Raw genomic sequence first — 24,110 nt, forward strand, 5'->3', positions numbered from 1 at the left:
AGACGCTCAGAAGATCCACAAGCAACGACCGATCCTTCAAGAACAGCTCGCTACCACCATCCAACCGACCGCTGAGGCTTAGCTAAAGACCAATGCCCGGTTGGTGGTCGATTCGACCGTTATAAGTCGATCGCCGAGCAGATCGATCTCAGCCCAACATTGATGAGTCGATTTGACCTGATGTTTATGGTCAGTGACAATCCGGATGAAGAGACTGACCGTGAAGTCGTTGATCATATGATGCGATCGCGCCGGGCGGCAGCAAAGAACGAACTTGGAGATGAATTGTCTGAAGAGGAACGCGCGAGTATCGAACCAGCAATCCCGAAGCAAGTCCTCAGAGCGTACATCGCCTACGCAAAGGAAGAGTGCAACCCATATCTTCACGAGGAAAGTGAAGCAGCCCGGCGGTATCTCCGCGAGGAGTTCCTCAAACTGCGTCTCGCGAATAACGATGAAGACAACAACCCTGTCCCAGTAACTTATCGACAGGAAGAAGCTATTGAACGGCTTGCTGAGGCTTCTGCTCGCGTCCGTCTTGATAATAAAGTGAGAGTAGAGGATGTTGAACGTGCGGTTGACCTTGTGAAGACTTCCATGAAACAAGTCGGTATCGACCCTGAAACAGGAGAATTTGACGCTGACGTGATTGAAACGGGTCAAACCAGAAGCCAGCGTGCCCGTCGTGAGAAGATTCTCGCCATACTTGAGGACCAAAATGGAGCAGAATTTGACGAGCTAAAGTCCATAGCGACATCGATTGATTCAGAAAAGCTCAAACACGACCTTCAGCATCTCAAGAGCAAGGGGCGCATCTACAGAAGGGGAGACGGTGTTATTATGGTTGCATAAGTTAGAACGGCCTTGTTGAAAGCCTTGCTGAGAAACATAAAGAGTGAGTAGCGTGTGTGTGATGTTCGGTGGTCTTCCGAAATCTTAACTTCTCCAGTTTGTCGAACGTGCGATGGTGCTGGCGCGCCGTGCAGTAGCCTAGTTCTCGAAACGCTATTCGCGGAAGCAGTTCATGCTCCGCCAGAACGTCGTGCTGCTCTGTCTGAAAGTGAAGAAGACGACCACGCACCGCGATTTCGTGGACAAACTCATCGAGATGCCTCGCATTCGTGACGTCCTTGATCTTGACTCGATTTACGCATCCTCGATGTTCTGTAAGGGCTCGACCGCTTGGAGATGGCTGTCTGGCGGGTTCTCCTGAACGTCTCGCTCACGGATTCACCGGTCAACGGTATCACCGGTATTGATGCGTTCGGGTTTGAACGATTTCACACCTCAGCACACTACACGAAGCAAACAAACCTCACTATTGATTCAGAGCGCCTCTGACTACTCTCGGTTACTAAAATGAAGACTCAGACTCTCTATGGGTTCTTATGCATCCATTCTTGCGAGTCAGTCAGTTGTATAACATCGACAGCCGAAAAGTGAGGCCGGATTAATTCCTGCCACCACGTAGTTGGTGTCTCATATCCAGCTTGGTGACTGGGCCAGACGTCGTAAATGAACTCTCGCTTAGATACAGGTCGTCCTTTGTTAGAGAGGTATTCATCTGCTGCTCGTACTGCGCGTTGTCGTTCTTGTACTCGTGGCTCATATCGCTCTTCTGGTTGCATAAGGAGATATTGATCCATGTTTGTCCAGTCATCTACCGCAGCACGCTCGCCATGTGGTTTCTCTGGATCTAATTGTGAAACGATTGAGTGATCCTGATCGATTGACGGGTAGTTCCAAGTGAGGCTTTTAAGCCACCAAACACAACCTGATTGGCCAATGTCCTTCTCCACCAGTATATCTCGCTGGTATAATGAGGACAAACGGTCTAATGTAGCCCGCTGACTTATTGAGAGATCGCTTGCAACTTCTGCCGTCGTGAGAACGGGGCTGTCTGCCTCCAAGAAGCATTCGAGAATCTGGTCGTCGTCAACTTGTTGTGGCCGCCCTCCAGACATTTTTGAAAACGTCTTCGAAGAGACGTTCTAAATCGTTCGATATAGTTCGTCTGGACGAACTATCTAATATCGCTCAAAACTCTCGCTATTGTGGCTATGAACGTTGTTTTACGAGAACAATCTCCCTTTGAGATTTTGGATAAAATGCTCAGCGTTTAATACGGTCATTGCTCTCACCAACTCTTGGATCGTTCCCGACGACGACAACTGCTCGTCGTCGTGAAGTACAGCCGGGCGATGCCACGCCCGGCAACGAAGCGCGCACTCCACCAATGCAAGCCACGTACGCGCCTAGAGCAGAGTATCGCTCGCAAATCAATAAATCCCCGGTCTACAGCGGAACAGCTCCCGCGACGAATGGACGGTCGAACTCAGAACGGGGGTGGTTATAACGTGGGCGTCGAACCAGACCATGGAGCAGCTGACAACGCGGAAAACCTAGACACGATTCGCTCTGAACTAGACACGATCCGCCAGAAACTCGATGAAGGAAGTACGCTCCAGCCGATCGGGCCCGAAGAGGCAGTAGAAGTCTACTTGGAAGACCGTCGTGAGGGGCTCGTCGAATCGACGGTTCAGGACTACAAGCGGAGCTTGGAGTTCTTTATCGAGTTCTGTAGTCTCGAGGGAATCGACAACCTCAACACGATCACCGGCCGGACATTGCGCGAATATCGAGCCTGGCGGCGGACTGAGTCGTCACACAAGACGCTCAGTCCGAAGACGATGCGGGACGAGCTGTACCTAATGAGGAACTTCCTCAAGTTCCTCGAGGACATCGAAGGAGTAGAAGCGGGCCTAGCCGATAAAGTCCAGACCCCAGAGCTCAGCTACGAAGACGAAGTCCGGGAAGAACACCTGTCGGCAGACCGCGCGAAGGAAATCATCCAGTATCTGGAAGACTACGAGTATGCAACGACCGAACACGTCGTCTGGCTTCTGCTCGGCGCCTTAGGCTGCCGTCGAGGCGGCGTCCACTCGCTTGACCTGAAAGACATCCACACCGATCGCAGTGAACTCTTCATCGAATTCCACCACCGACCTGATCAAGGGACGACGCTGAAGAACAAGAAAGCTGGAGAGCGAGAAGTGAACATCTCCAAAGAGGTCGCAGAAATCATTGACGACTACGTCGAACAGAACCGTACCGAAGCAACTGACGACTACGGTCGCAAACCTCTGATCACAACTACGCACGGTCGAATGGCAAAGTCGACGATCAGCAAGTACATTTATAAGTGGACTCGTCCGTGCGAAATCGGCGAGGACTGTCCACACGGCCGTGATCCGGCCAAGTGCGAAGATGCACAAACCATCGATAACGCTTCCTCCTGCCCGTCTTCTCTATCAACTCACACCGTCAGGAAGGGCTACCTGACCGCTGAGAGGGCGAACAACATCCCGATCGAAATGCTGGCTGATCGCTGCGACGTCAGTCCAGAAGTCCTCAAGAAGCACTACGATCAGCGTAACAAGACCGATCGAAGAGAGCTGCGTCAGGAAATTTACGAGGAAGTCTATGGCGACAGCCAAGGGGGGTATCTGGGCTAACCATGGACCGCGGACATCCCTCAGAAGAAGACGCTTCTGGACCGAATATGGCCGACATCGTCCATCTAGAAGCTGAGCTCCTTGGAGAACCAGTCGGAGAGTCGGACCAAACGCTGTTCGATACAGCTCTCCGAGCGCGTCTGGTGATGCTCCAAGACGACTGGGATGAGTCGCTAATTGTCCCGGGACAGGTCTACGCCGAAGCTCGGGACTACAATCCCCAAGCGGACGCTCACACCGCCGTAGAGTTTGCTGACGTCGTTACCCGCTATCTCGAGAAGCGTGGGCTCGAAACACTCAACGACCTGCTCAACTGGGAGCCAAAGCTCCTGAACCAGTACAGGTACGTGAAACAAGCTCAGCAGGAGTCCAACTAACTCAGTAACTTCGATCCTTTGCCAAAACATGACTACTGACGACACTCTTAGTGAGAACTTGATCAACGAACTCGACATCGAACAGCTATCAGCTGAACAGCTTGAGATGGTTCGCGACAAGATCGAGACCGAACTCGAAAAGCGAACTCAGGACGTTGATCTCACCGATAGCCGCACTACCGACCTCGTCAACGATCAGTGGGTTAATTGGCGAGAGCTGAGTGCCCACCCTAATTTGAAGGCCGTCAAACCGTGGATCCTTCGCGTCACGGGTCTGCACAACAAGTACGGCGTGGACGGCGAATGGCTCGACAAACAGCAGATCGACGGCGACTACCACATGGATGTCTCTGGCCTTGAAAGCGGAGATGTTATCAAGGTCAGTGGCGCCAGCCACACCAACCGGAAGCATCGGTACTACCGCGTGACAGCTATTGAGAGCGGTCGGCTCTACCACGAGAAAATCAGCGAGAGTGAGGCTATCGAGGCAGTAGACTAACATAGTCACTCGGTCGCCAAGGTAGTTCAACTCTCTCGAAAATACGTAAGCTGCAAATCCCGTGGTCCAAGCGACCGGGTAATTTCGATCAGTTAGACTAAGAATTGATGTATGGCGCTTCTGGAATGCTGTGATTCAATTGTCTGTTGTAGACAATTGAACTCAGATCCTAGTTCAATGTCGTGTCTAGTCCACCCAGGAACACCCTATCGGTTCCGTCGTTAATCGAAACAGGGAATCCAGACTGATGAAAATTCCTCCGATTGGAGCTGTATTTTAATCGGCGGCTTGAGCGTCAGTGGGTGGTGCCGCCTCTGGTAGGTTCGGGAGAGACAGATTAACGCGCCGGAGCAACTGTGCGTTGATCGCGACGATGACCGTGCTGAGCGACATCAACAGCGCGCCGACCGCGGGCGACAGCAGGATGCCGATCGGCGCGAGCACACCCGCGGCCAGCGGGATGGCAAAGACGTTGTAGCCGGCGGCCCAGACGATGTTCTCCTGCATCTTCCGGTAGCTCGCTCGGCTCAACTTCACGAGGCGGACGACGTCCATCGGATTGTTCTGGACGAGGATCACGTCGGCCGACTGGACGGCGACGTCGGTCCCGCTCCCGATCGCAATCCCTACATCGGCTCGCATCAGTGCAGGCGCATCATTCACTCCGTCGCCGACCATCCCCACGAGCTTCCCCTCGTCTTGAAGTTCCTGAACCTTTTTGTCTTTGTCTTCAGGAAGGACTTCCGCGAACACTGTGTCGATGTTCAGTTCATTGGCGACAGCGTTTGCGACATCTTGGGAGTCTCCGGTGAGCATTGCCACCTCGATACCGAGGTCGTGAAGCGCGTCGACGACCGCGTAGCTCTCCTCGCGGATCACGTCGGCCATTGCGAACGCGGCAACCAACTCTCTCTCGCGAACGAGATACACCACGGTCTGTGCGTTCTGGCCGGCTTCGTCGGCGAAGCGCTGGAGATGGTTGGGGACCTCGCTATCGAGTTGGGTCAACAAATTCGGCCCGCCGACGTACACCTCGTTCCCGTCGACACTCGCTCGGACGCCCCTTCCCTTGATCGCCTCGAAATCGGTCGCATCAGGAGCAGTGAGGTCACGCTGTTCAGCGGCCTCGCGGATGGCCCGCGCAATCATGTGCTCTGAATCGCTTTCGACAGCCGCAGCCAGCGCGAGTGCCTCGTCTTCGGCGACGCCGTCAACGGTCACCATGTCGACGACGCCGTGCTCGCCTTCGGTGAGCGTCCCCGTCTTATCGAAGATGATGGCGTCCAGGTTCCGTGCCTCCTCCATCGCGATCCGGTCGCGAACGAGCATCCCGTTGCGCGCCGCGAGTGACGTATTGATCGCAACAACGAGTGGAATCGCGAGCCCAAGCGCGTGCGGGCAGGCGATGACGAGGACCGTGACGACTCGTTCGATGACTGTAGCGTCGAACGATACTGCGATTGTCCACGCGATGGCTGTCACGACTGCCGCCCCGAGCGCGACGTAGAACAGCCATCCGGCCGCTCTGTCGGCTAGCACCTGCGTCTTGGACTTGCTCTGCTGGGCTTCTTCGACGAGTCGCATGATGCCTGCGAGCGTCGTCTCCTCGCCTGTCGCACCGACGCGCACGCGGAGGCTGCCGTCGCCGTTGATCGTCCCGCCGATGACCTCGTCGCCGGGTTCTTTCGAGACCGGCTTCGACTCTCCGGTGATCATCGACTCCTCGACGTCTGAATCACCCTCTTCGACGATGCCGTCGGCAGGAACACTCGCGCCTGGCCGGACGAGCACGAGGTCGTCCTCGGAGAGTTCGCTCACCGGCACTTCCTCGGTATCACCGTCGTCGGTGATCCGCTCGGCGGTGTCGGGCATCAACTTCGCCAGCTCGTCGACCGCGCTGGAGGCTCGTCGCACCGACCGCATCTCGATCCAGTGACCGAGCAGCATGATGTCGATCAGTGTGACTAGTTCCCAGAAGAACGCCGACTGTGTCGGGAACACGACGCTCGCGAGGCTGTAGACGAACGCCACGGTGATCGCCATTGAGATCAGCGTCATCATCCCCGGCGCCCGGTCTTTCAGTTCCGGTACCGCCATCTGGAGGAATGGAATCCCACCGTACGCGAAGACGACAACGGCGAACACCGGGTTGATCCATTCGCTGCCCGGAAACGCCGGGACAGAGAATCCAAGCCACTCTTGCAGCGTTTCGCTGTACAGGAGAACGGGGATCGACAGGAGTGTCGAGATGAAAAAGCGCCGGCGGAACATCTGCTCGTGGCCTTCGTGCATCCCACCGTGACCGTCGTGGTCATCGTGCTGACTGTGTGTGCCGTGGTCCGCTTCGTCCGTTGACTGTGATTCGGCTTCCGTTTCGAGGAGAGATTGCTCACTCCGCCTCTCAGTATGTGATTCGTCGTGCCCGCTATGTGCGTCCTCGCCGTGGTGTGTATGGTCAGTCTCGTCAGTCGCCCTTTGGGATTCGTCGTCCATTACCGGACTATTTTATCCGAGCATGCTTCAACGTGAAGGCCTATGTGAGATAACATGTAATCTAAACAAGCTGATAAGAATCAATCGAGAGATGCCGTATCTGCTGAATCTAGCGATTCACGGCTGAAGCGGCATTAGTCTTAATCAGATAGCGCTCAAAATTCGCTGTACCAACGATACCGTCTAGAGACTCAAGGATTTGGGGCATAGAGGGCGTACAAGATGGACAGCATCCCCGCTGCGGTGACGAGTGCCGCCACGAATCCAGCTTCGAAGATCGACACTTGGAGGACCTCGAAGAGCACGCCCTCGAGAAGGCCTCCAAGTCCGATGAGTGCAAAGCCGAGCGTGACGTACAGGAGTAACTGCGTGCCATGCCGTTGATACCCACGATAGGCTTGGTACGCAATAACCAGTGCTAGCGCGGTCGTGAACAGCTTAGCAATGACGAATAATGTGTGTTCCATGAGTCAATCTCCCCGCATCTCTTCGAAGATGGATGTGATCCGGTCAGCAGGGTCTGGCCGGACATCGATCTGGATGTCAAAGCCTTCAGCCTGGAGGAGGACTTCGATGCGTTCGAGGCGTGCCTCGTACTCGCTGTAATGCCGTCCTCCCGGATCAACGTGCGTGTACTCCTCGAGGAGACCTTGCTCGACTAGCCGGCTGACGCGGCGGGAGACAGTTGGGCGTGACATATCACACTTATTACTGAGTTCTTTCGCGGACAGCCGGTCCGTCTTCGTCGCCACGAGAATGTCGCGCGCGTACTTATCATCGAGGGTGGCGAAGATGTCTGCCGGATCGGGGTCCTCAGTCACACGTCCCTACTCGTGACAGGAAGGTAATATAGCCTACCGATTTTCTGACTCAGAACGCCGACTCGCTATTATATCGTCTCTCCTCGCCTACTGGTAGTTGAAGGTGCAATAATTATGTCCACACTCGACTCCGGCACGAACCAACTCGAGAGCAAAGTCGGCGGACTGACCGTCGGCGGGAAAGTCCACAGCCTTAGCGCGTGGTTCGTCCTCGCGCTTCGTCTCATGATGGGGTATGCGTTCGCGTACTCGGGGTTCACGAAGCTCACCGGTGAGTTCGCCGCCGGCGGCTACCTGTCGAACGTCGCCGCGACGAACGGCAATCCCCTCGCGGAGATGTTCGCGTGGATGGGCTCAACGCCGTGGTTCGTGGAGTTCGCCAATATCGCCGTCCCGTGGGGCGAGTTGCTCATCGGTCTCGGGTTGCTTGTCGGCGCGTTCGTTCGCCTCGCAGCGTTCTTCGGCGCGCTCATGATGCTCATGTTCTACTTCGGCAACTGGGACATGGCTCACGGGTTCATCAACGGTGACTTCGCGTACATGCTCGTGTTCCTCGCGGTCGCGGCGTTCGGCGCTGGCCGCATCCTCGGACTCGACAAGTACATCGAACAGTACGAGATTGGTGGTCAGGTGCTCGTCGAGCGCTACCCCGTCCTCGAATACATCCTCGGCTAACCACGCCGAGATTTTGGAAGTACAATTATGCAAAATCCAACAAAATCACGCGGTATCCGTTCCCTGGGACTCATCGTAGTCGGAGCGCTGACGCTGGCCGTCGTCGGTGGAATGGTTCTAACGCACGCAACTGTCCCGGATGCAATGATGTGGGACTGGCACGACGGAATGTGGAACGACGGCCACATGGCCGGGTTGGGCGTCTGGGGTTGGGGGATGATGCTGGGCGGCCTGCTGTGGATGGCACTCCTTGTCGCCATCCCAGTCTATTTCATCTACTGGCTGGCTATTCGATCCCAAACGGACGGTCGCAGTGCAGACAGCGCACTTGCAATCCTTCAGGAGCGGTACGCTCGTGGCGAGATCGACGACGAGGAGTTTGACCGCCGTCGAGTTCGTCTCACGTCTGACGACGGCCGTTAGACCGTTCGTTCACTACTCGCTCACCTCAGTCTTCACGACGGTCGCTGGGCGGGTTGTCAATCGGAGGACACGGTCGGTGACGCTCCCGAGCAGGGCACGATATTCTTCTGGTCGGCGTTTGGTCCCGAGTACGAGCAGGTCTGCTTCGCAGTCGTCGGCGTACTCCACGATGGTCTCAGCGGGGTACCCGTGTCGCACCACTGTCTCAATGTCCACATCGGCCTCCGATGCTCGGTGACGGAGTTCTGAGAGCGTTTCCTCCCCGTGTTCTTCGAGGCCGTGTTCAGGACTTTCGGCTTCGTCGACGTACTCGTCACCGCTGTACGCAGTCACGACATCCTCGTCGACAACGTAGAGAACGTGGAGGGTGGCGTCGTGAGTGACTGCGAGGTTGAGGGCGTGTGCTTCAGCCTGTTCAGACGCGACTGTGCCATCGGTCGAAAGTAGAATCCGGTCGTACATTCACTCGGATTTCAAGGATGAACACAATAAAATTGGGTTCTGATTCCCGGTACACGGGAGGCTTACGAACGAATCCGAGGCCCTTCAGTCACCGGCTCCCCTCAAATGGGAACCATGGACGGTTCTCTGTACAGCGATGAATTTTCGGTGAAACGGCCGTTAGTGGTCGTGTCCCTCCATCACCATCGGATGTCCGGTGGCGTAGTCGTCCGGTTCCTCCTCGAAGGTCTCCTTGCAGGTCTGAGAGCAGAAGTAGTACGTATCGCCATCGTGTGTCGCAGCTGGCTCGCTGTCGTCGGTCCGCATGCCGCAGACGGGGTCACGGTACTGGCCGGGCGCACCGAGGCCACGGCGGTATACGTACAACAGGAAGCCCGAGAGTGCGAAGGCAACAAGGTTGAGATAGAACGTGTAATTGAGTTCGAAGTACGTCTGTTCGGACGCTGTCTCTCCGCCGGCCAAGTCCGGAACGATGCCGAGCGCGTCAAACAACAGCTCCATGAGGAATCCCGTGAATGCCATCGTCACGAAGAAGACGCCGAGGATGTACAGCATGATCTTCCAGCCGTAGTATTTCCGATAGACGTTCAACACGGGAATCGTGATGAGATCGGCGTAGACGAACGCGATGACGCCGGCAAAGCTAATTCCGCCGCCCCAAAGAGCGACGGCGAACGGGACGTTCCCCATGCTGCCGACGAAGCTGACGACAGCGATGGCGACACCCATAATCGCGTTCTCGGCGGTCACGAGGAGCCCATCACCCTGGATGAACAGCGTATTCCAGACCCACTGCGGGACGAAGACGATAACGAATCCGGAGATGAGGAAGCCGGCGATGACGTCCTTCCATATCATCGACCACTCCTTGCGGTACTGGTTCCCGACCTTGTACCAACCACCCCACGACAGCAACTCCTCGCGCCATCCACCACCGCTCGATGTCTCTTGGAGATACGTCTCCATACAGCCCTCCGAGCAGAATTTTAGCGTCTCACCGCCGTCAGTGGTGAGGGAATACTCGTCTTTGCCTTCCATCCCACAGGTCGGATCTTCTGTGACGCCCGATTTGCGGTCGCGTTCGTTGAGCGTCTCCCGGACTTCGTCGAAGAGGTTCTCAGGAAGCGTGAGATGGACGATGACCGCCATCACGGCGATGAGGATGAGACCGCCAAGCAGTTCCGCGACGAGGAACTCCCAGCCCAGCAGAAGCAGAATCATCAGCCCGAGCTCGACGATGAGGTTCGTCGACGCGAACATGAACGCCAAGAAGTTCACCACGTGGGCACCCTTCTTGAACAATCCCTTCCCGATGGCGACGGCCCCGAAACTGCACCCACTGCTCGCCGCTCCGAAGGCGGTCGCCTTCGTGAGGCTGCTCAGGTCACCATCACCCAGGACCTGGGCCATTCGCTCCTTGGAGACGTAGACTTGGACGAGACTCGTGATCGTGAGCCCCATGATGATCGCCCACGCCGCCGTCCAGAGAAATCCAACACCGATGCGGAGGGATTCGAAGACTCCCTCAATCATCGTCGCCTGCATGGTTGTATCGACGTAAGCATCATCTATTGCAGTTCCCGTTAATATCCCTCTCTCCAGAGCCCCCTTGACTATGGATTCAAAAGTTGTACGGTTGGATTGTAGAGGGTTCGAAGGCGTAATCGCATTGAACCATGACCACGTACTGGACACTAGAGGCTGACTCACGGAGGGACATATATGCCTGAAAATACGGAGGACACACGCTTGGTCACGATTCTCCTCATTATCTTCGGTGCGTTCGTCATCTTCCCGATGTTCTTCATGGGCTTCGGGATGATGGGATTCGGGCCGATGATGGGCGGGATGTGGGGCGGTGGAATGTGGAGCGACGGGACGATACCGGGCTGGATGTTCATCATTGGAATCCTGATGCAACTCCTGTTCCTCGCTGCCCTCGTCGGCGGTGGCTATCTCATTTACAGGGTTGTAACGGGCAGTGAGAGTGGCTCAGATCAGGCGCTCGAAGAACTTCGGCTCGCATACGCTCGCGGCGAGCTGACCGACGAGGAGTACGAACAGCGACGGGAGGCTCTCCAACGCGACACGGAATCACGTCAGGATTGACCTGAAGGATGACGCTGACACCTGACCGCCGTTACACGACTGGCCAACCCTCGCTCCCAGCTTGGCTCGACCGATACACGACGCTGGGCCTCTACGGACTGCTCATTGGAACAGGACTCTGCTTGGTCGCATTCATCACGAATCCGGTGCCAGACCCCTCGTTCCCGTGGGCGACGCTGTCGGAGTCACTTCGACTGCCGTTCGAGCAGCCTCGGATTGAGCACTGGCCAGTAAGCTATACTATCGGAATCTGGCTGTGGATTATCGGGTTTCCGTCGTTATTCCTCGCTGGGTACAGACGATTCGGAATGCAGACGCCATTCGGATCGACGCTGTGGCTCGCTAGTCTCCCCACGTTGGCGATGGTTGGCTGGACGACGTACTGTCGGTTCTTCTGGCCGAAACTCCATCCGCCGACGTGGAATGCCCCCTCCTATACGTTCGTCTGCTGGCTGTACTGCTCCTCGTACGACGTGATCTGGAGTAATACCGCCTACGTGATTGCACTCTTCGGTATCGTCGCGACGATCTTTGCAGTACGACGACGAAAGGGGGCCGGGTACGTCCTTCTCGGGTTTGGGCTCCTCGCACTTCCCCTCGGACTGCCAGCTGTGTACGAGGGGTACCGACGAACGACGCAAACAGTCACCTGAACGTCCACCAATGGCGCGTGATCACCCCCGGTTTAGCCGATCACTCCAGACGAGATGCGGTTTTTTCTAACTCTCCGACCGTACCTCGGCTCTCAACTGGGTGAAAACGGGCACCAATAATAGCAATTAGATAAATATCTGAATAGTACGCGCAAATGACGGCTGACATCGCGATTCACGACGCATACGTCCTCACAGTCGATGACCGAAATCGGCTCTACGAACGGGGTACGGTACTCATCAAGGATGGTCGCATCACCGAGGTACGAGCCTCCCGAGACGACGATGCGGACATCGATGCGACCCGCGTCGTCGACGGCGAGGGCACACTCGTGATGCCGGGGCTGGTCAACGCCCACACTCACCTCGAGCTGACGCCGCTGATCGGCGCGTTCAGCGACCTTGATCTGATGGAGATGATGAGCGGAATGACCGCCATCTTCGGCCACATCGCCGAGGGCGAGTACGACTACCTCACCGAGGCGGGGTACGAACTCGCCGCGCTCAATTTCCTCGCCGGCGGCGTCACCACCGTCAACTCGATGGACGTCCGTCCGAGCGCGGGCGCCGAGACGTTCGGTGAGGCGGGCCTCCGTGGGTTCTTCGGGATGGCACTCTCCGACCTCTTCTGGGACGTTCCCGTCGACGAGCAGTTCGCCCGTGCCCGCAGGTTCATCGACGAGTACCACGACACGTACGACGGACGGATTCGAGCGACAATCGACCCCCACGACGACTGGTCGTGTACGCGCGAGCTGTGGGAGCGCACCGCTGATCTCGCCGCCGAGTACCCCGATCTGCTCGTTCACACTCACCTACTTGAACTTGAGGAGAGCAACAAAATGGCGCGGTCGAACGGCGCCGAAGACTCGCTCGACCTCCTCGACAACGTTGGCCTCCTCGACAACCGGTTGGTGGCCGCCCACTTCCGACTGGCCGACGACGAGGACATCCGGCGGACTGCCGACGCGGACGCGTCGGTCGCACACTGTCCGTCCATCTTCTGCTACTGGAACACGGACGGCGACGCACAGTGGACGCCGGTCCCGGAACTGCGCGCCGCAGGCGTCGATGTCGGTCTGGGTGTCGATGACCACTACTGGCACGACTCGTACAGTATGTTCGGCGAGGCCCGGCAGGCTCGACTCGCGGCGAATCTCAAGCGGTCGGCCGGCCAGTATGACTCTATGGAACTGGTACGGATGCTCACCATCGAGGGAGCAGAGGCACTCGACGTCGGTGGCGAGATCGGCAGCCTCGAACCCGGCAAGCGGGCCGACGTCATCCTACTTGATGTCGAACAACCGAAGTTCACGCCGCTGACTAACATCCCGGCGCAGGTCGCCAACAACGCGGCGCCCGCAGACGTAGAAACGGTCATTGTGGACGGCAACGTGCTGATGCAAGATGGCGAAGTGAAGACGATGGATGCCGAAGCGGTGCGCGACTGCGTCGAGACCGCGGTAGACCGCTTCGAGTCAGAGACGGATTTGAAACTCGGCATTGGGGTGAGCGAGCCGCCAGGCGCTATGGATGTCGCCCGCGACCTGCCGAAGCGCGGTCCCGCCCAGTTGCTTGGCCGCCTCGCGTTCCAGTCGGTCAGGGACAGGTTCCCGTTTTGATCCGAATGTGATTGCAGAGCGCCAATAAGAACGGATACACAGACGCGGGAATTTGCGAATCTAACTATTCATTAGATTAGCAATAGCTTCCTTCGTCGGGATTCCACATACACGCCTCGCCTGCTGTGAGGTCGTTTTCGTCTCTGTATGGGGCGATCTAGGGCAACAATTGCAGTGGAAACTGATTGGATAAGATGCGAGGTCGGGACTGTGAATTGAACAGCCGAATTAGAAGACTCCGGTGATGAAACCAACTCCCATGATGATGAGGATCGCCGCGGAGAACGCTGGAAGGTATGGCGTGTACTGCTCGACCTTCTCCTCTGAGTGCTGGTAGCCTGCAATCAACAGCATCGTCAGTCCGACGATCCCCGCGATGACGGTGAGGGCGTACGCACTCATCAGTTCGAGGCAGTGGGTTGACCCGGCGCAGAGCGCAATAATCTCGAATTCTTCTTCGTGGGCAAACCCGAGAATGAATGCGAACCACGCGATACCGAGGAGGCCACGGTCAGCGGTCTCTTTGGGGTCCTCGTGTGAGTGAGAGTGCCCACCGACGAAGGGAATGAAGCCTTTCAAACGAGAGATCAGTCCAGCGTTGTGGTCGTGCGAATGGCCCTGCTCGTGAGAATGGCTAAAAGGCTCGTTCATATCGTGTTGGTGGTCGTGGCTGTGATGATCGGAGTGGCCGTCATCATCGTGATTGTCATGAGAATGCCCGTGAAAGTATTCACGAATCCCAAGCACGATGAGGAGGACACCAGCCATCAGACTGACCGGTCCACCGATTTGGATACCACCAAATATCGTCATCGGCTCGTTGACCTGCGTGAGGTTGAAGTAGTCCTTCGCGTAGAAGAACACTCCTACCATCGCAATACTGCTGATAAGATGGCCGACGCCGATGATGAGACTCGCCGCGAACCCGTAGACCCACTTGTTCGTCTGGTCGAGCGCGTACGAGGCGGCGACGGGCCATCCATGACCCGGTTCGATCCCGTGAACGGCGCCGAGCACAACCGCCCCGAGGAAGAGACCGAGTGCTTCGCCGTATAACATCCTGACTGAGACTCTGCTACCGCCGTGAATAACGGTTGTTAATACCGAAATGGGTGCATCGTCATACGAGAACCTCTTGTAGAACCCCGACGAGCCACTACCTATGCGAACGAGTTTCAATATTCCAGACGAAGTCATCGAAGAGTTCGACCGAGTCTGGAAGGAACAGGACCTCGAAAACAGGTCCCGAGCGGTTCGAGAAGCTATGCTGGAGTATATTGAGTCTCACTCCCGTCTTGAAGAGACAAGCGGGGAGATCGTCGCGCTCGTCGCCTTTGATTATCGCCACCACAAGGTGATACAGGAACTCCATGCAGTCCAACACGAGTATCAAGATGTTATCCTCAATACGAGTCATACGCACCAAGGGGAATGGTGCCTCGAATCGCTATTTTGTCGAGGGCCAGCCAAGCAGGTACGTACCCTCACCTACCGACTCCGCGACTTTGACGGTGTAAACCGGGTCAAGGTGATGGTCATCCGGGACGGCGAAGACTGACGAACCGCCAGAATACCCGAAAGGTACACTCGCTATGTGCACTACCTGTCTATAACCCAAGAGGTGCTAGACCAGAAATACAGAGGTTTTGATCACGAGCGCCTTTACGGTTATTGAGAACTTGCGTCCTCTCTCCACGATCACTACCCAGTTTCTATTGCTCCTGGTCCCCAAACGTTATTACTCAATACACGAATTATGAATTGTATGTCGAAAGCCGCCGGGGACCCCGAGCGAGCCGTCAACGGCCTCCTATCGGTCGCCCAGCTCTTAGAAGAGCCGCGACTGGCTCGGCTCTATACGTTCATCCTTCGGGAGGGTGAACTCACCATCGACGACATCGTCGACGCTCTGGAAACACCACGGACGACCGCGTATTCAGACACTGGAACGCTCGTTGATCTTGGGGTACTGACGCGCAACGAAGAGCAGAAGACACACACGTATTCGGCGGTGCCGATCACGCTTACCGCTAACCTTGACGGTGACGAATACACGGTAACCCCAACCCTCATCGAGGCTTTCGGTCGTTCGCCGCAGGATCAGGATCTCAATCTCCTGATCGAAAAGTATGGGCTGGGAAAACTCGCGGCCGCACTCACGTACGCAATCCCGTACGCCGAAGGCAAGATGTCGGAGCGAGTGGCTGCCCGAGAACTAGATTTCCAGCCCGCCTTTGCCATTGCTGTCTTGCAAGCCCTTCGAGAAGTCGTACTCGACATGCAGACGGTCGATCCGTACTTTGACGACATTCGAAGTGCCCGCGACCAACCGGCTGAGACGGAGGACTAACGGTTTGATAGATGAACAGGTCTTTCAATCCGATCGAAGAGAGCGTCGTCTGGGTCGCAGATACGGGACTGTTTGTGGCCTGTGGACGCCAGCAAAACAATAAATACACAGCCCTCGAGCGGTTCGCCCAGCGGAACGATCTCTCGTTCGTGATCCCACAACGTGTGTACGATGAACTCGGTGGCGCTCCAAATCGAAGTACACCGGGTCAAACCCCTATCAACAGCGCGATTGACACAGGATGGGTTACGGTCGCCGAGGAACCCGACTATACGAACAGCACTGTGGCACGGGTGATGGACGATGTACGAACGCACATCGCACAGTCGTCGAACCGACGGGAAGACCAGATTGAGAAAGCGGACACTGCACTCGCGGCCGTTGCGGTAGAACGCCTCGACGCCGGTGACATCGAATTCGCGTGCATCGTGACGACCGACATCGACGCCGGCGAAGGTATCGTTTCGGCGCTCTCACGAAACGGGTTTGACGAACGCGTTCAGTTCAAAAATGGGTTCGAGTTGATCGAGGAAATTGCTTGATTCGTCGTCGTATTATAGGTTGTCGAGGTAGTCCCTTCGCTGTTCCATCCGTTCGCGCTCTGTACGCCGATCGTAGTGCATATCGATCACTTCTTGGCTGACGTTGGCCCGGTCACTGACGACTTTGTCGGGCATGTCGTTGTTCAGACTGTGCGTGATACTCCCGCGACGAATCGCGTGGGGGCTGACCGACGACGGACACTTCGAGAGATGGTCGCGTTCGGTCGCTTTGCACTCGTCCTGGTCTCGATTATGCGGGCACTCTCCGTCGTAGCGACAGGGCTGTGTCCACTTGTAGACGTACACTCTGAGCGTCGATTTGCAGGGACGGCCCTGTGCAGTCGTCAAGAGAGGTTCCCGGCCACATTCGTCTTTGACGTCGCGGCGCTGGCTCTCGATCCAGTCGTCAAGGAGTTCACAGAGGTCGTCCGAGAGAGCGACGAGTCGTTCGCCGTCCCGTTGGTTCTTGATGGGCGTCTCTGTCTCAGGTCGATGTCTAACCTTTAGGTACTGCTCGTCCGGGTAGTAATCCTCTAGGTCGAGGGCGTGAACGGACCCAACGCGCATCATAGTGTGCCACATAAGCGCGATCGTGACGTGTTCGATCGACGCGTAGTGGTACTTCTCGAGTTCAGCGAGTACGCTGGTGGCGCGGTCACTGTCCAGCATCACGTCGCGGGCGTTCTGCTCGGGAGTGATGTCCGGCGAGAGAACTTTTTCGCTGAGGTCTTGTTCGACGCCATCGACAGTCTCGAGCCAGCGAATGAACACGCGGAGGGTGTCCATCTGGGTTTTCTCGGAGACTGGCGAGAGGTCGCCCTCGTCTCGTCGCCAGACGCGGTAGCGTTGAAGCTGCCGCCCGCTGAGGTTGTTGAGGTTCTCGATGTCCTGCTGGTCGCACCAGCGGACGAAGTGGCCGAGACGGTACTCGTGAGCTTCGAGCGAAGCGTCGGCGAGTTCGTTGTCCTTGTCCGCGAGGTAGAGTTCCAACGCGGTGTCGGGTTCGATTGGTTCCAGACTCATGGTTCGTGGTGGCGATCCAGAACCTATCAGGAACCTTTTACAGGTTGCGCCTCAAACGGTGGAAACCGTGAGAGGGCGATGCTTTCGTCGGTCGAAAGCAAGCCTGCAGCGCCCACTCAGAAACCGCTCGTTTTGCGACTAACCCAGAACAGCCCGAAGAGACGTCTATAGCCGAGAAATCGGCAGAAGACGAATGTCGAAATACCCCCGAAAAATCTGATACCAAGTTGCGACGGGTTGCGGACCCGCGCAGTCTTGCGAATCTCAAAACCAACGGAGGGGGTTACCAATGAGCCGATCGTCCCCCAGCGCCGGCTGGACCGAGACCTACGACGAGATGGCCGTACCAGCCGAAGCCCACAACGACGGCGGTGAAGGTGGCGACCTCGAGCCGATCCTCGACGACGACGAAGTCCTCGATCTCGAGTGTCGGTGTGACGAGATCGACGCGCCGGTGCCCTGCTGGCCGTGCTACCGCGACGGCCGTGAGCCGCTCTCGATCGCTCCTCGAGGTGATGGCCGATGAGCACCTCGTACAGCGGTCTCTCCGCGCCCAACGTCGTCCGGCAGCTTGACGGCCGACCGACGATCGATGACCTCGAGCACGAGCACGCGGCCGACGACGAGCCCCTGGCCGGCGCGATCGCCGACCATCGGCCGGACGGACTCCGGTGCTGCTACTGTGGCCGGCCGGTCGACTACGCCCGGTCGGGCGGCTTCCGCTGCGATACTCACGGCGAGCTGGATGCGACGGAGGTGACGACGTCCAATGATTAGTATACGTGATCTGACTGGACAGGGGTGGTCAGGGGGCGTACCTGATACCCTTGACCACAAGGAACGGGATAGAGGACTTGAACCGGACGAAATCGGCGATCAGTCACCTGTGGTCAAGGCGGTCAAGGGAAACCGTCTACATATCGTGTGTGCGTACACGTTGTGTAGACTCCTCTACTATTCCACATATAGAGGATTTGCTTTGACCACCTTGACCACCGGGGTTAGGGGTTGGAAATCAGCCAGCTTAGCGGTTGAGGTGGTCCGATAGTGGTCAAGGGTATCGAAATCGGCCCTTGACCAGCCTTGACCAGTCCTTACCAATCACTCCCTGCTGTGAGATACAGCCCAGAAGATTACCAACGCGACAATGACCGAGAACAACGACCGACGACGGCGGCGCTCGCGACGGCGGCCGAGCCCGAACGGCGACGGCTCCGAGCTCCCCGATCGGGACGAGGCGGCATCGATGTTCAACAGCGACGACAACAGTGGTAGCTGGCGCGACGTCGACGACGACGGTCCCAGCGACGGCTCCGACGACGGAGCCGATGAGAGCGATGACAGCGGCTCCTCACTCGACCCAGAGGACGCCGAGACGTGGGCCGACGTCCGGCGGTGCTACGGGATGCTCGATAACGAGGACGGCCGATACGCGGCCGTCACCGTGCTCCGAGAGCGCTACGACCTAATGGCCGTGCGCGGCGACGACGATACCCTGTATCGTTACCACGGGGACACGGGGATCTACGAGGAGGGGGCCGAGTACGATATCGGCCGCGAACTCGACGCCGAACTCGGCCGGTACTACTCCCAGCACGAACGTCGCGAGATACTCGGCCGACTCAAGGAACACGTCGTCGACCGCGACGAGCTCAACGCGGGCGAGCACGACTCTCAACTCGTCTGTGTGAAAAACGGCGTGTTGGATGTCGAAACGCGCGAATTACACGAACACGACCCAGAGTATCGGTTTACCAATCGGCTCCCCGTCGAGTACAACCCCGACGCCGAACCCGACACGTACGACGAGTTTACCAACGAGATCACCCGGCGCGAAGCCGACGCGAAAACGCTCAACGAACTGCTTGGAAACGCGCTCCTCGACGACTATCGGTATGAGTACGTGCTCTTCTTGTTCGGCGGCGGTGCGAACGGCAAGAGCACCTGGCTAAGCGTCGTGCGAGCCCTGCTCGGAGAAGAGAATACCTCGAGCGAAACGCTCCAACGGCTCGCAGAAAATCGATTCTCGAGCGCGCGGCTTGTTGGTAAGATGGCGAATATCGCCGAGGACCTCCCACAGCGCAAAATCGACGATATGGGGACGATTAAGGACTTGAGCGGTGGCGGTATGGTCCCGGCTGAGAAGAAGAATCAGGATCCGTTCGATTTCCGGAACCGTGCGAAATTGATGTTTGCAGCCAACAGCCCGCCGGTTCTCGGCGAACGGACATGGGCGGTCAAGCGTCGGCTCGCCCCGGTCTACCTCCCGTATCGGTTCGTCGACGACCCCGCCGACCTGAACGAGAAACAGCGAGAGTACGGACTCGAGGACGATCTCACGACCGACGAGGAGCTTTCCGGAATCCTCAACCGGGCCCTCGATGGGCTCGACCGGCTCCGCGAACACGGCGATATCTCGCTTCCGGAGGACCCCGACGAGCGACTCGACCTCTACGAGCGACACTCCGACCACATCAAGGCCTTCGCCGTCGACTGTCTCACCAACACAACCGATAGCTTCGACCAAATCCGGAAGGATCGGATTTACAGCGCCTATACACGGTACTGCGAGGCTAATGGCGAGGAGCCGGTCGCTAATCAGACGTTCTGGCGGCAGTTGAGGCGAACGACCCTAGACGTCGAGACTTCCCGGCCACGCCGTGACGGTGATCGCGTCCAGGTCCTCGAGCGCGTTGCGTGGAAGGAAACGGCCGAGGAGTACCTACCGGCCGACTGTGAGGTCGGCGGCGACAGCGACGCCGACAACGGTGATGAAGACGGCGAAGTGTCACAGACGCCGATCTCAGATATCCTCGAGGGCACCGCGACGAAAACACTCCCGAAGCCCGTCCAGGGGACGGTCTCTGAGTCGGGTGTCTCCGAGATCGGCGACGGCACCAAGATCCAACTCGTCGCGGGCTTCGACGTCGTTGATGTGATCGACTGGGACGGCGACCACGATCTCGAGCAGTACGTCGGCAAGACCATTCAGATCATCCGTGCGCAAGCCGGCGAGTACGACGGAACTAAGCAGATCGAGGTCATCCCCGAGTCGTCGATTACGGTCGTTGAGGAGCCCGCTGACGGCCAGCAGACGGGACTCGACGACGCGGCTGACGACGGCGACGAGCCGACGCAAGCTGAGCGGATCGACGACGTCCAGACGGCGGTCGACGAGATGGCACCTGCCGGCGACGGTGCGCTCGCCGCAGCGCTCGCCGACGACTATGATCCGGAGACAGTCACCGCGACGCTCGAGAAGCTCGCCGAACAGGGCGATATCCACGACCCTGACGGCGACGGTTGGAGGCCGACATAACGATGTCCAGCAATCCCGCCTGCTACGACAACCGGAGTGATCCCCACTGGTTTAGGGCCCACCAGCGGGAGCTGTCGAAGCTCCCGGATCCAAGCTGCCGATGGCGGTGGTCGGAGGTCAGCGTTGGTAAGCCGATCCTCGAGCAGGCGAAGCGTCGGGGCGTAATCCGTCCCGTAGGCGGAGGTAAGCGGCTGTGGCGGACGGACGCCGCTGCGTGGGATATGCTCCGACAGCTTACCAACGACAAGAACGGACCGGAGATGGACCACCAAGCGACGATGGGGATTTACCAATAGGTTCCGGTGCACGAACCCCCCTACTTCTGGTATCGGATTGGAAATTGGTCGGCGAGTTACTTACGAAAATACTTAGGTGGGGGACTCAGGGAGATATAGTACGATGAAGGTCGGAGATGCGTATTTTGATTCAAATACTATAGGCCCAAATTGCGGTACAAAGCCGAAATACCTCAGCTCATACAAGTGTCACTTCCCTTGGTGTTTCAGCTCAAGTAAGAAACACTTATCTTAAATCGATATGATAACAGTAATAGATAGAATATGCGTCTCAGCACAGAATCGACAGACAGCGCGATAACAGTCGGAGTGACGAAGGCTTAAGTAATCTATGGCACGTTCCACTACTGAACCCGCAGAAACTACGCTAATGAGTGAAGCACCCCAAGTAACGCGGTTGATGGACTCCGAGCCCTATTACACGGCAGACGGCGGAGCCGCGTACCTGGGCAACAGTCTCGATCTTCTTGACGAACTCCCGGAGGAGAGCATCGATCTCGTGCTCACCTCTCCGCCCTTCGCCCTGAATCGGAAGAAGGAGTACGGAAACAAGGACTCAGAGGACTACAATGACTGGTTTATGCAATTCGCCGAGAAGGTGAAACCAGCCCTCAAACCTCACGGCTCATTTGTCGTCGATATCGGGGGAGGCTGGCAGAAAGGCGAGCCCTACCGGTCTACCTATCACTTTGAGCTACTCACCGACTTAGCCGGTTCAGACGGTCCATTTGAACTAGCTCAGGACTTCTACTGGTACAACCCGGCGAAGCTTCCTACCCCGGCACAGTGGGTGACGATCGAGCGGATTCGGGTAACGGACGCTGTGAATCACGTCTGGTGGTTCAGCAAAGGCGAAGGCGAACGGCCAGAAGCCGATAATACCCGTGTGCTGCAGGATTACAGCGAATCCCAGCAGGAACTGATGGAGAACGGGTATAAGGACAAGAAACGGCCGAGCGGCCACGATATCAGCGATAAGTTCGACAGCCCGGAGAACGGAGAGGGTTCAATCCCGCCGAATCTCATTGAAGCAGCCAACACAGCCAGCAATACGCACTATCTCAACGTCTGTCGTGAGTTAGACGTAGATCCCCATCCAGCGCGCTTCCCTCGGGATATTCCGGAGTTTTTCATCCCGTTCCTTACGCCGAACCCGCCGTATGACGACGAAGATCCACCGGTCGTGCTGGATATCTTCGCCGGCTCGAATCTCACCGGAAAGACAGCGAGCCAGATGCACCGTAACTGGTTAGCTTTCGAGATTCAAGAGCAGTACCTCCAAACGTCACAGTTCCGCTTTGTGACGAAGGAAGAGGCGAAGATGATGTACGATGACGATCAGTCGGACTTCGGAGACTTCGCGGATGTCGAACCAAACGATTAGCTCTCTTCACTAAAATCCATCAGGGAAGCGTCTTCGACTGATTCTTGGAATTGGTCAATCTCTTCTTGGTACTCCTCGAGGACGTCCTCCTCGTCCCGTCCAGCGTGACTCTCTTCATCCTCTCGGTCGATGTATTCCGATTCACCCAGCCGTTTCAGGTTGCTAATTCGGCGTGCCTCGCCGCGCAGAACGTGATGGAGGTGAGTCGGGTCCTCGTCGATCTCCTCGAGGTCCTCTCCCGTGAGGAACATCACCGCGACGTTTTCTTGGCGCATTAGCCGCGTAGCGAATTGGCGCGCATCACCGGAAACACCGCCTCTCGCTATCATTAGTACGGTATTCGTTTGCAGCATCCGCGAGATCCCCACTTCGCGGGCAATATGCTTCGTCTGAATCTGATTCTCTGTATTCTTACACTGTACCTGAACTCGATTGAATAGCTCCCCAATATCGTCAAAGACGACGTCAACCTCTGAGCCACCGGTTTTCCGTCCTCTCACTCGCCACCCGACGAACTTCAGGCCGAGGAGCCGCCCGATCTTGACAGCGAGTGTCTCCAGGGCGACGCCCTTGTCGTGGGTGCTATCAGCGTCGAGATCGTCTAGAACCTCCCCAATAGAGAGGCGGAGAACGCTACGGGGGACGCCTGTGCGTTCGGCGAGATCCTCGAGGATCGGTTTCAGGACGTCGGCGTCAAACTGGTCGGTTGTCTCAACCCAATTCGCTTTCCCGTCGACGTGCTCCCATTCGATGTATCCCGCTTCTTCAATCGGGTTGAGCGTTCGTTTACTGATATTCGACTGGCTGATTTCGACGTCGTAAGCGGCTTCTGCGACCTGTTTCACGACCTTATTCTTGATTCGACCGTCTGGATCGATGAGCGCGAGAGCCCGGAGAAACGCTTGCTGGCCCTCATCCAGACTGTCTAATTCTAAGATGTCGTCTGTCCCGACGCCGATTAGTTCCTCAATCCGGGTACGGTCGATTTTGTAGTGTTCAGTGTTTGTATTGACGATATCGGCTTTACTCAGCCACGCCCGCATTTGTGACCAGTGGTTACTCGTCTCGTCAATATGGAGGTCGTACTGCTCACGGAACTCTCGTTTCAGGTCGTCATTCTGCGTGGTTCGTCCCTGGGCTTCTAAATCCTCAACGATCTCGATACCTTTGAGTCCGTGAAGATTCCGAAGAATATGCTGGGCGAACCGGTCATAGAGGGCGTCAGAGTCATCACGTAGCTTGTATAGCTCTTTGCCTAACTCTGTGAACTCAAAGTCTTCGTCGACAATCCCATAGCCCTGTGGAGCAAGGCCGTATCGAACGTTTGGAGCCCGGTCTTCGTTGGTAATAAATAGATCTTGGATAGCGTCATCGAATTCGTACGGGCGGCCTTCGTACTGTTTAGCTAATTCCAGAAGAGCCGGTAACTCCTCATCTTGATACTCAATATCGTATTCGTCTTCACTTTAGCTGGGAACCGAGAGACAGCTACCGCTTATCGGCGTAACTTTCTGAAAGGGATGAGGAGGCGAGTCTGTGCACGACAA

25 protein-coding genes are annotated in these 24,110 nt (G+C 56.9%); 17 read left to right on the forward strand and 8 right to left on the reverse strand.

The genetic code is table 11. The features are described 5' to 3' along the window. Positions 1–141: 141 nt before the first annotated feature. The 5 genes from BM113_RS21245 to BM113_RS21265 all read left to right on the forward strand — a co-directional run bounded on the left by BM113_RS21245 (position 142) and on the right by BM113_RS21265 (position 4,391). On the forward strand, positions 142–852 hold the full coding sequence (locus BM113_RS21245) for a minichromosome maintenance protein MCM (RefSeq protein ID WP_394327727.1): 711 nt from the start codon (positions 142–144) through the stop codon (positions 850–852). 172 nt (positions 853–1,024) lie between these two features. Further along, positions 1,025–1,213 (forward strand): hypothetical protein, encoded by a 189-nt coding sequence (locus BM113_RS23065; RefSeq protein ID WP_089790063.1) that lies wholly within the window; start codon positions 1,025–1,027, stop codon positions 1,211–1,213. 1,144 nt (positions 1,214–2,357) lie between these two features. Continuing rightward, on the forward strand, positions 2,358–3,515 hold the full coding sequence (locus tag BM113_RS21255) for a tyrosine-type recombinase/integrase (protein ID WP_177209255.1): 1,158 nt from the start codon (positions 2,358–2,360) through the stop codon (positions 3,513–3,515). A 47-nt stretch (positions 3,516–3,562) separates the two neighbouring features. Next, complete coding sequence (locus BM113_RS21260; protein ID WP_089790067.1) at positions 3,563–3,892, forward strand: hypothetical protein; 330 nt, start codon at positions 3,563–3,565, stop codon at positions 3,890–3,892. A 28-nt stretch (positions 3,893–3,920) separates the two neighbouring features. Continuing rightward, the gene (locus tag BM113_RS21265) at positions 3,921–4,391 is read left to right on the forward strand and encodes a hypothetical protein (protein WP_089790069.1); all 471 of its coding nucleotides are present in this window, start codon (positions 3,921–3,923) and stop codon (positions 4,389–4,391) included. A 276-nt stretch (positions 4,392–4,667) separates the two neighbouring features. On the opposite strand, the gene BM113_RS21270 is transcribed toward BM113_RS21265, so the two are convergent. The 3 genes from BM113_RS21270 to BM113_RS21280 all read right to left on the reverse strand — a co-directional run bounded on the left by BM113_RS21270 (position 4,668) and on the right by BM113_RS21280 (position 7,705). Continuing rightward, entirely contained in the window at positions 4,668–6,683 is a 2,016-nt protein-coding gene (locus tag BM113_RS21270) for a heavy metal translocating P-type ATPase (RefSeq protein WP_089790071.1), read from the reverse strand. A 392-nt stretch (positions 6,684–7,075) separates the two neighbouring features. Continuing rightward, entirely contained in the window at positions 7,076–7,351 is a 276-nt protein-coding gene (locus BM113_RS21275; protein WP_089790073.1) for a DUF7521 family protein, read from the reverse strand. 3 nt (positions 7,352–7,354) lie between these two features. Then, entirely contained in the window at positions 7,355–7,705 is a 351-nt protein-coding gene (locus BM113_RS21280) for an ArsR/SmtB family transcription factor (protein WP_089790075.1), read from the reverse strand. Positions 7,706–7,819: 114 nt separating this feature from the next. On the opposite strand from BM113_RS21280, the gene BM113_RS21285 reads away from it, so the two are divergent. Both BM113_RS21285 and BM113_RS21290 read left to right on the forward strand, forming a co-directional pair. Continuing rightward, on the forward strand, positions 7,820–8,380 hold the full coding sequence (locus BM113_RS21285) for a DoxX family protein (protein WP_089790077.1): 561 nt from the start codon (positions 7,820–7,822) through the stop codon (positions 8,378–8,380). 27 nt (positions 8,381–8,407) lie between these two features. Beyond that, on the forward strand, positions 8,408–8,803 hold the full coding sequence (locus BM113_RS21290; RefSeq protein WP_089790079.1) for an SHOCT domain-containing protein: 396 nt from the start codon (positions 8,408–8,410) through the stop codon (positions 8,801–8,803). A 12-nt stretch (positions 8,804–8,815) separates the two neighbouring features. Here BM113_RS21290 and BM113_RS21295 read toward each other — a convergent pair whose 3' ends face one another. After that, on the reverse strand, positions 8,816–9,265 hold the full coding sequence (locus BM113_RS21295; RefSeq protein WP_089790080.1) for a universal stress protein: 450 nt from the start codon (positions 9,263–9,265) through the stop codon (positions 8,816–8,818). 159 nt (positions 9,266–9,424) lie between these two features. Next, a complete protein-coding gene (locus tag BM113_RS21300) occupies positions 9,425–10,810 on the reverse strand; it encodes a permease (RefSeq protein WP_089790082.1) in 1,386 nt (461 codons plus the stop codon). A gap of 177 nt (positions 10,811–10,987) precedes the next feature. Here BM113_RS21300 and BM113_RS21305 point away from each other — a divergent pair, with 177 nt between their 5' ends. From BM113_RS21305 to BM113_RS21315, 3 genes are all read left to right on the forward strand, one after another. Continuing rightward, entirely contained in the window at positions 10,988–11,374 is a 387-nt protein-coding gene (locus BM113_RS21305; RefSeq protein ID WP_089790084.1) for an SHOCT domain-containing protein, read from the forward strand. A gap of 308 nt (positions 11,375–11,682) precedes the next feature. After that, positions 11,683–12,027, forward strand: a complete 345-nt coding sequence (locus BM113_RS22820) for a hypothetical protein (RefSeq protein ID WP_245758152.1) — start codon at positions 11,683–11,685, stop codon at positions 12,025–12,027. A gap of 155 nt (positions 12,028–12,182) precedes the next feature. After that, entirely contained in the window at positions 12,183–13,649 is a 1,467-nt protein-coding gene (locus tag BM113_RS21315; protein ID WP_089790087.1) for an amidohydrolase family protein, read from the forward strand. Positions 13,650–13,877: 228 nt separating this feature from the next. On the opposite strand, the gene BM113_RS21320 is transcribed toward BM113_RS21315, so the two are convergent. Then, positions 13,878–14,708, reverse strand: a complete 831-nt coding sequence (locus BM113_RS21320) for a HoxN/HupN/NixA family nickel/cobalt transporter (RefSeq protein WP_089790089.1) — start codon at positions 14,706–14,708, stop codon at positions 13,878–13,880. A 103-nt stretch (positions 14,709–14,811) separates the two neighbouring features. On the opposite strand from BM113_RS21320, the gene BM113_RS21325 reads away from it, so the two are divergent. From BM113_RS21325 to BM113_RS21335, 3 genes are all read left to right on the forward strand, one after another. Next, a complete protein-coding gene (locus tag BM113_RS21325) occupies positions 14,812–15,207 on the forward strand; it encodes a CopG family ribbon-helix-helix protein (protein ID WP_089790091.1) in 396 nt (131 codons plus the stop codon). Between the two features lie 207 nt (positions 15,208–15,414). Continuing rightward, a complete protein-coding gene (locus BM113_RS21330) occupies positions 15,415–15,999 on the forward strand; it encodes a DUF7437 domain-containing protein (RefSeq protein ID WP_089790092.1) in 585 nt (194 codons plus the stop codon). Positions 16,000–16,010: 11 nt separating this feature from the next. Further along, positions 16,011–16,541, forward strand: a complete 531-nt coding sequence (locus BM113_RS21335) for a PIN domain-containing protein (RefSeq protein ID WP_089790094.1) — start codon at positions 16,011–16,013, stop codon at positions 16,539–16,541. Between the two features lie 12 nt (positions 16,542–16,553). Here the strand turns inward: BM113_RS21335 and BM113_RS21340 are convergent, their stop codons facing one another. Then, positions 16,554–17,564, reverse strand: a complete 1,011-nt coding sequence (locus BM113_RS21340) for a tyrosine-type recombinase/integrase (protein WP_089790096.1) — start codon at positions 17,562–17,564, stop codon at positions 16,554–16,556. 289 nt (positions 17,565–17,853) lie between these two features. Between BM113_RS21340 and BM113_RS21345 the strand changes: the two genes are divergently transcribed. The 4 genes from BM113_RS21345 (at position 17,854) to BM113_RS21365 (ending at position 22,563) form a co-directional block, all read left to right on the forward strand. Next, positions 17,854–18,090 carry a hypothetical protein gene (locus tag BM113_RS21345; protein ID WP_089790098.1) on the forward strand — a complete coding sequence of 79 codons (237 nt, stop codon included), beginning with the start codon at positions 17,854–17,856 and terminating at the stop codon, positions 18,088–18,090. Beyond that, positions 18,087–18,341, forward strand: coding sequence for a hypothetical protein (locus tag BM113_RS21350; RefSeq protein ID WP_089790099.1), 255 nt, complete (start codon positions 18,087–18,089; stop codon positions 18,339–18,341). Before BM113_RS21345 ends, BM113_RS21350 begins: the two co-directional genes overlap by 4 nt. Before the next feature lie 370 nt (positions 18,342–18,711). Continuing rightward, entirely contained in the window at positions 18,712–20,883 is a 2,172-nt protein-coding gene (locus tag BM113_RS21355) for a DNA primase family protein (RefSeq protein WP_089790101.1), read from the forward strand. Between the two features lie 696 nt (positions 20,884–21,579). Then, positions 21,580–22,563 carry a DNA-methyltransferase gene (locus BM113_RS21365; protein WP_245758153.1) on the forward strand — a complete coding sequence of 328 codons (984 nt, stop codon included), beginning with the start codon at positions 21,580–21,582 and terminating at the stop codon, positions 22,561–22,563. Here the strand turns inward: BM113_RS21365 and BM113_RS21370 are convergent. Beyond that, on the reverse strand, positions 22,560–23,606 hold the full coding sequence (locus BM113_RS21370) for a restriction endonuclease (RefSeq protein WP_089790107.1): 1,047 nt from the start codon (positions 23,604–23,606) through the stop codon (positions 22,560–22,562). The two genes, BM113_RS21365 and BM113_RS21370, sit on opposite strands and share 4 nt — an antisense overlap. Positions 23,607–24,110: the final 504 nt, after the last annotated feature.

It is taken from the genome of Natronobacterium haloterrestre, from assembly GCF_900112205.1.
GTDB lineage: Archaea > Halobacteriota > Halobacteria > Halobacteriales > Natrialbaceae > Natronobacterium > Natronobacterium haloterrestre.

Bases quoted from the DNA above. Each gene is read 5' to 3' on its own strand.
- BM113_RS23065 (WP_089790063.1), top strand. From the start codon at position 1,025: ATGCTCCGCCAGAACGTCGTGCTGCTCTGTCTGAAAGTGAAGAAGACG.
- BM113_RS21260 (WP_089790067.1), top strand. From the start codon at position 3,563: ATGGCCGACATCGTCCATCTAGAAGCTGAGCTCCTTGGAGAACCAGTC.
- BM113_RS21265 (WP_089790069.1), top strand. From the start codon at position 3,921: ATGACTACTGACGACACTCTTAGTGAGAACTTGATCAACGAACTCGAC.
- BM113_RS21270 (WP_089790071.1), bottom strand. From the start codon at position 6,683: ATGCACGAAGGCCACGAGCAGATGTTCCGCCGGCGCTTTTTCATCTCG.
- BM113_RS21275 (WP_089790073.1), bottom strand. From the start codon at position 7,351: ATGGAACACACATTATTCGTCATTGCTAAGCTGTTCACGACCGCGCTA.
- BM113_RS21285 (WP_089790077.1), top strand. From the start codon at position 7,820: ATGTCCACACTCGACTCCGGCACGAACCAACTCGAGAGCAAAGTCGGC.
- BM113_RS21290 (WP_089790079.1), top strand. From the start codon at position 8,408: ATGCAAAATCCAACAAAATCACGCGGTATCCGTTCCCTGGGACTCATC.
- BM113_RS21295 (WP_089790080.1), bottom strand. From the start codon at position 9,265: ATGTACGACCGGATTCTACTTTCGACCGATGGCACAGTCGCGTCTGAA.
- BM113_RS21300 (WP_089790082.1), bottom strand. From the start codon at position 10,810: ATGCAGGCGACGATGATTGAGGGAGTCTTCGAATCCCTCCGCATCGGT.
- BM113_RS21305 (WP_089790084.1), top strand. From the start codon at position 10,988: ATGCCTGAAAATACGGAGGACACACGCTTGGTCACGATTCTCCTCATT.
- BM113_RS22820 (WP_245758152.1), top strand. From the start codon at position 11,683: ATGCAGACGCCATTCGGATCGACGCTGTGGCTCGCTAGTCTCCCCACG.
- BM113_RS21315 (WP_089790087.1), top strand. From the start codon at position 12,183: ATGACGGCTGACATCGCGATTCACGACGCATACGTCCTCACAGTCGAT.
- BM113_RS21320 (WP_089790089.1), bottom strand. From the start codon at position 14,708: ATGTTATACGGCGAAGCACTCGGTCTCTTCCTCGGGGCGGTTGTGCTC.
- BM113_RS21325 (WP_089790091.1), top strand. From the start codon at position 14,812: ATGCGAACGAGTTTCAATATTCCAGACGAAGTCATCGAAGAGTTCGAC.
- BM113_RS21330 (WP_089790092.1), top strand. From the start codon at position 15,415: ATGTCGAAAGCCGCCGGGGACCCCGAGCGAGCCGTCAACGGCCTCCTA.
- BM113_RS21335 (WP_089790094.1), top strand. From the start codon at position 16,011: ATGAACAGGTCTTTCAATCCGATCGAAGAGAGCGTCGTCTGGGTCGCA.
- BM113_RS21340 (WP_089790096.1), bottom strand. From the start codon at position 17,564: ATGAGTCTGGAACCAATCGAACCCGACACCGCGTTGGAACTCTACCTC.
- BM113_RS21345 (WP_089790098.1), top strand. From the start codon at position 17,854: ATGAGCCGATCGTCCCCCAGCGCCGGCTGGACCGAGACCTACGACGAG.
- BM113_RS21350 (WP_089790099.1), top strand. From the start codon at position 18,087: ATGAGCACCTCGTACAGCGGTCTCTCCGCGCCCAACGTCGTCCGGCAG.
- BM113_RS21355 (WP_089790101.1), top strand. From the start codon at position 18,712: ATGACCGAGAACAACGACCGACGACGGCGGCGCTCGCGACGGCGGCCG.
- BM113_RS21365 (WP_245758153.1), top strand. From the start codon at position 21,580: ATGGACTCCGAGCCCTATTACACGGCAGACGGCGGAGCCGCGTACCTG.
- BM113_RS21370 (WP_089790107.1), bottom strand. From the start codon at position 23,606: ATGCGGGCGTGGCTGAGTAAAGCCGATATCGTCAATACAAACACTGAA.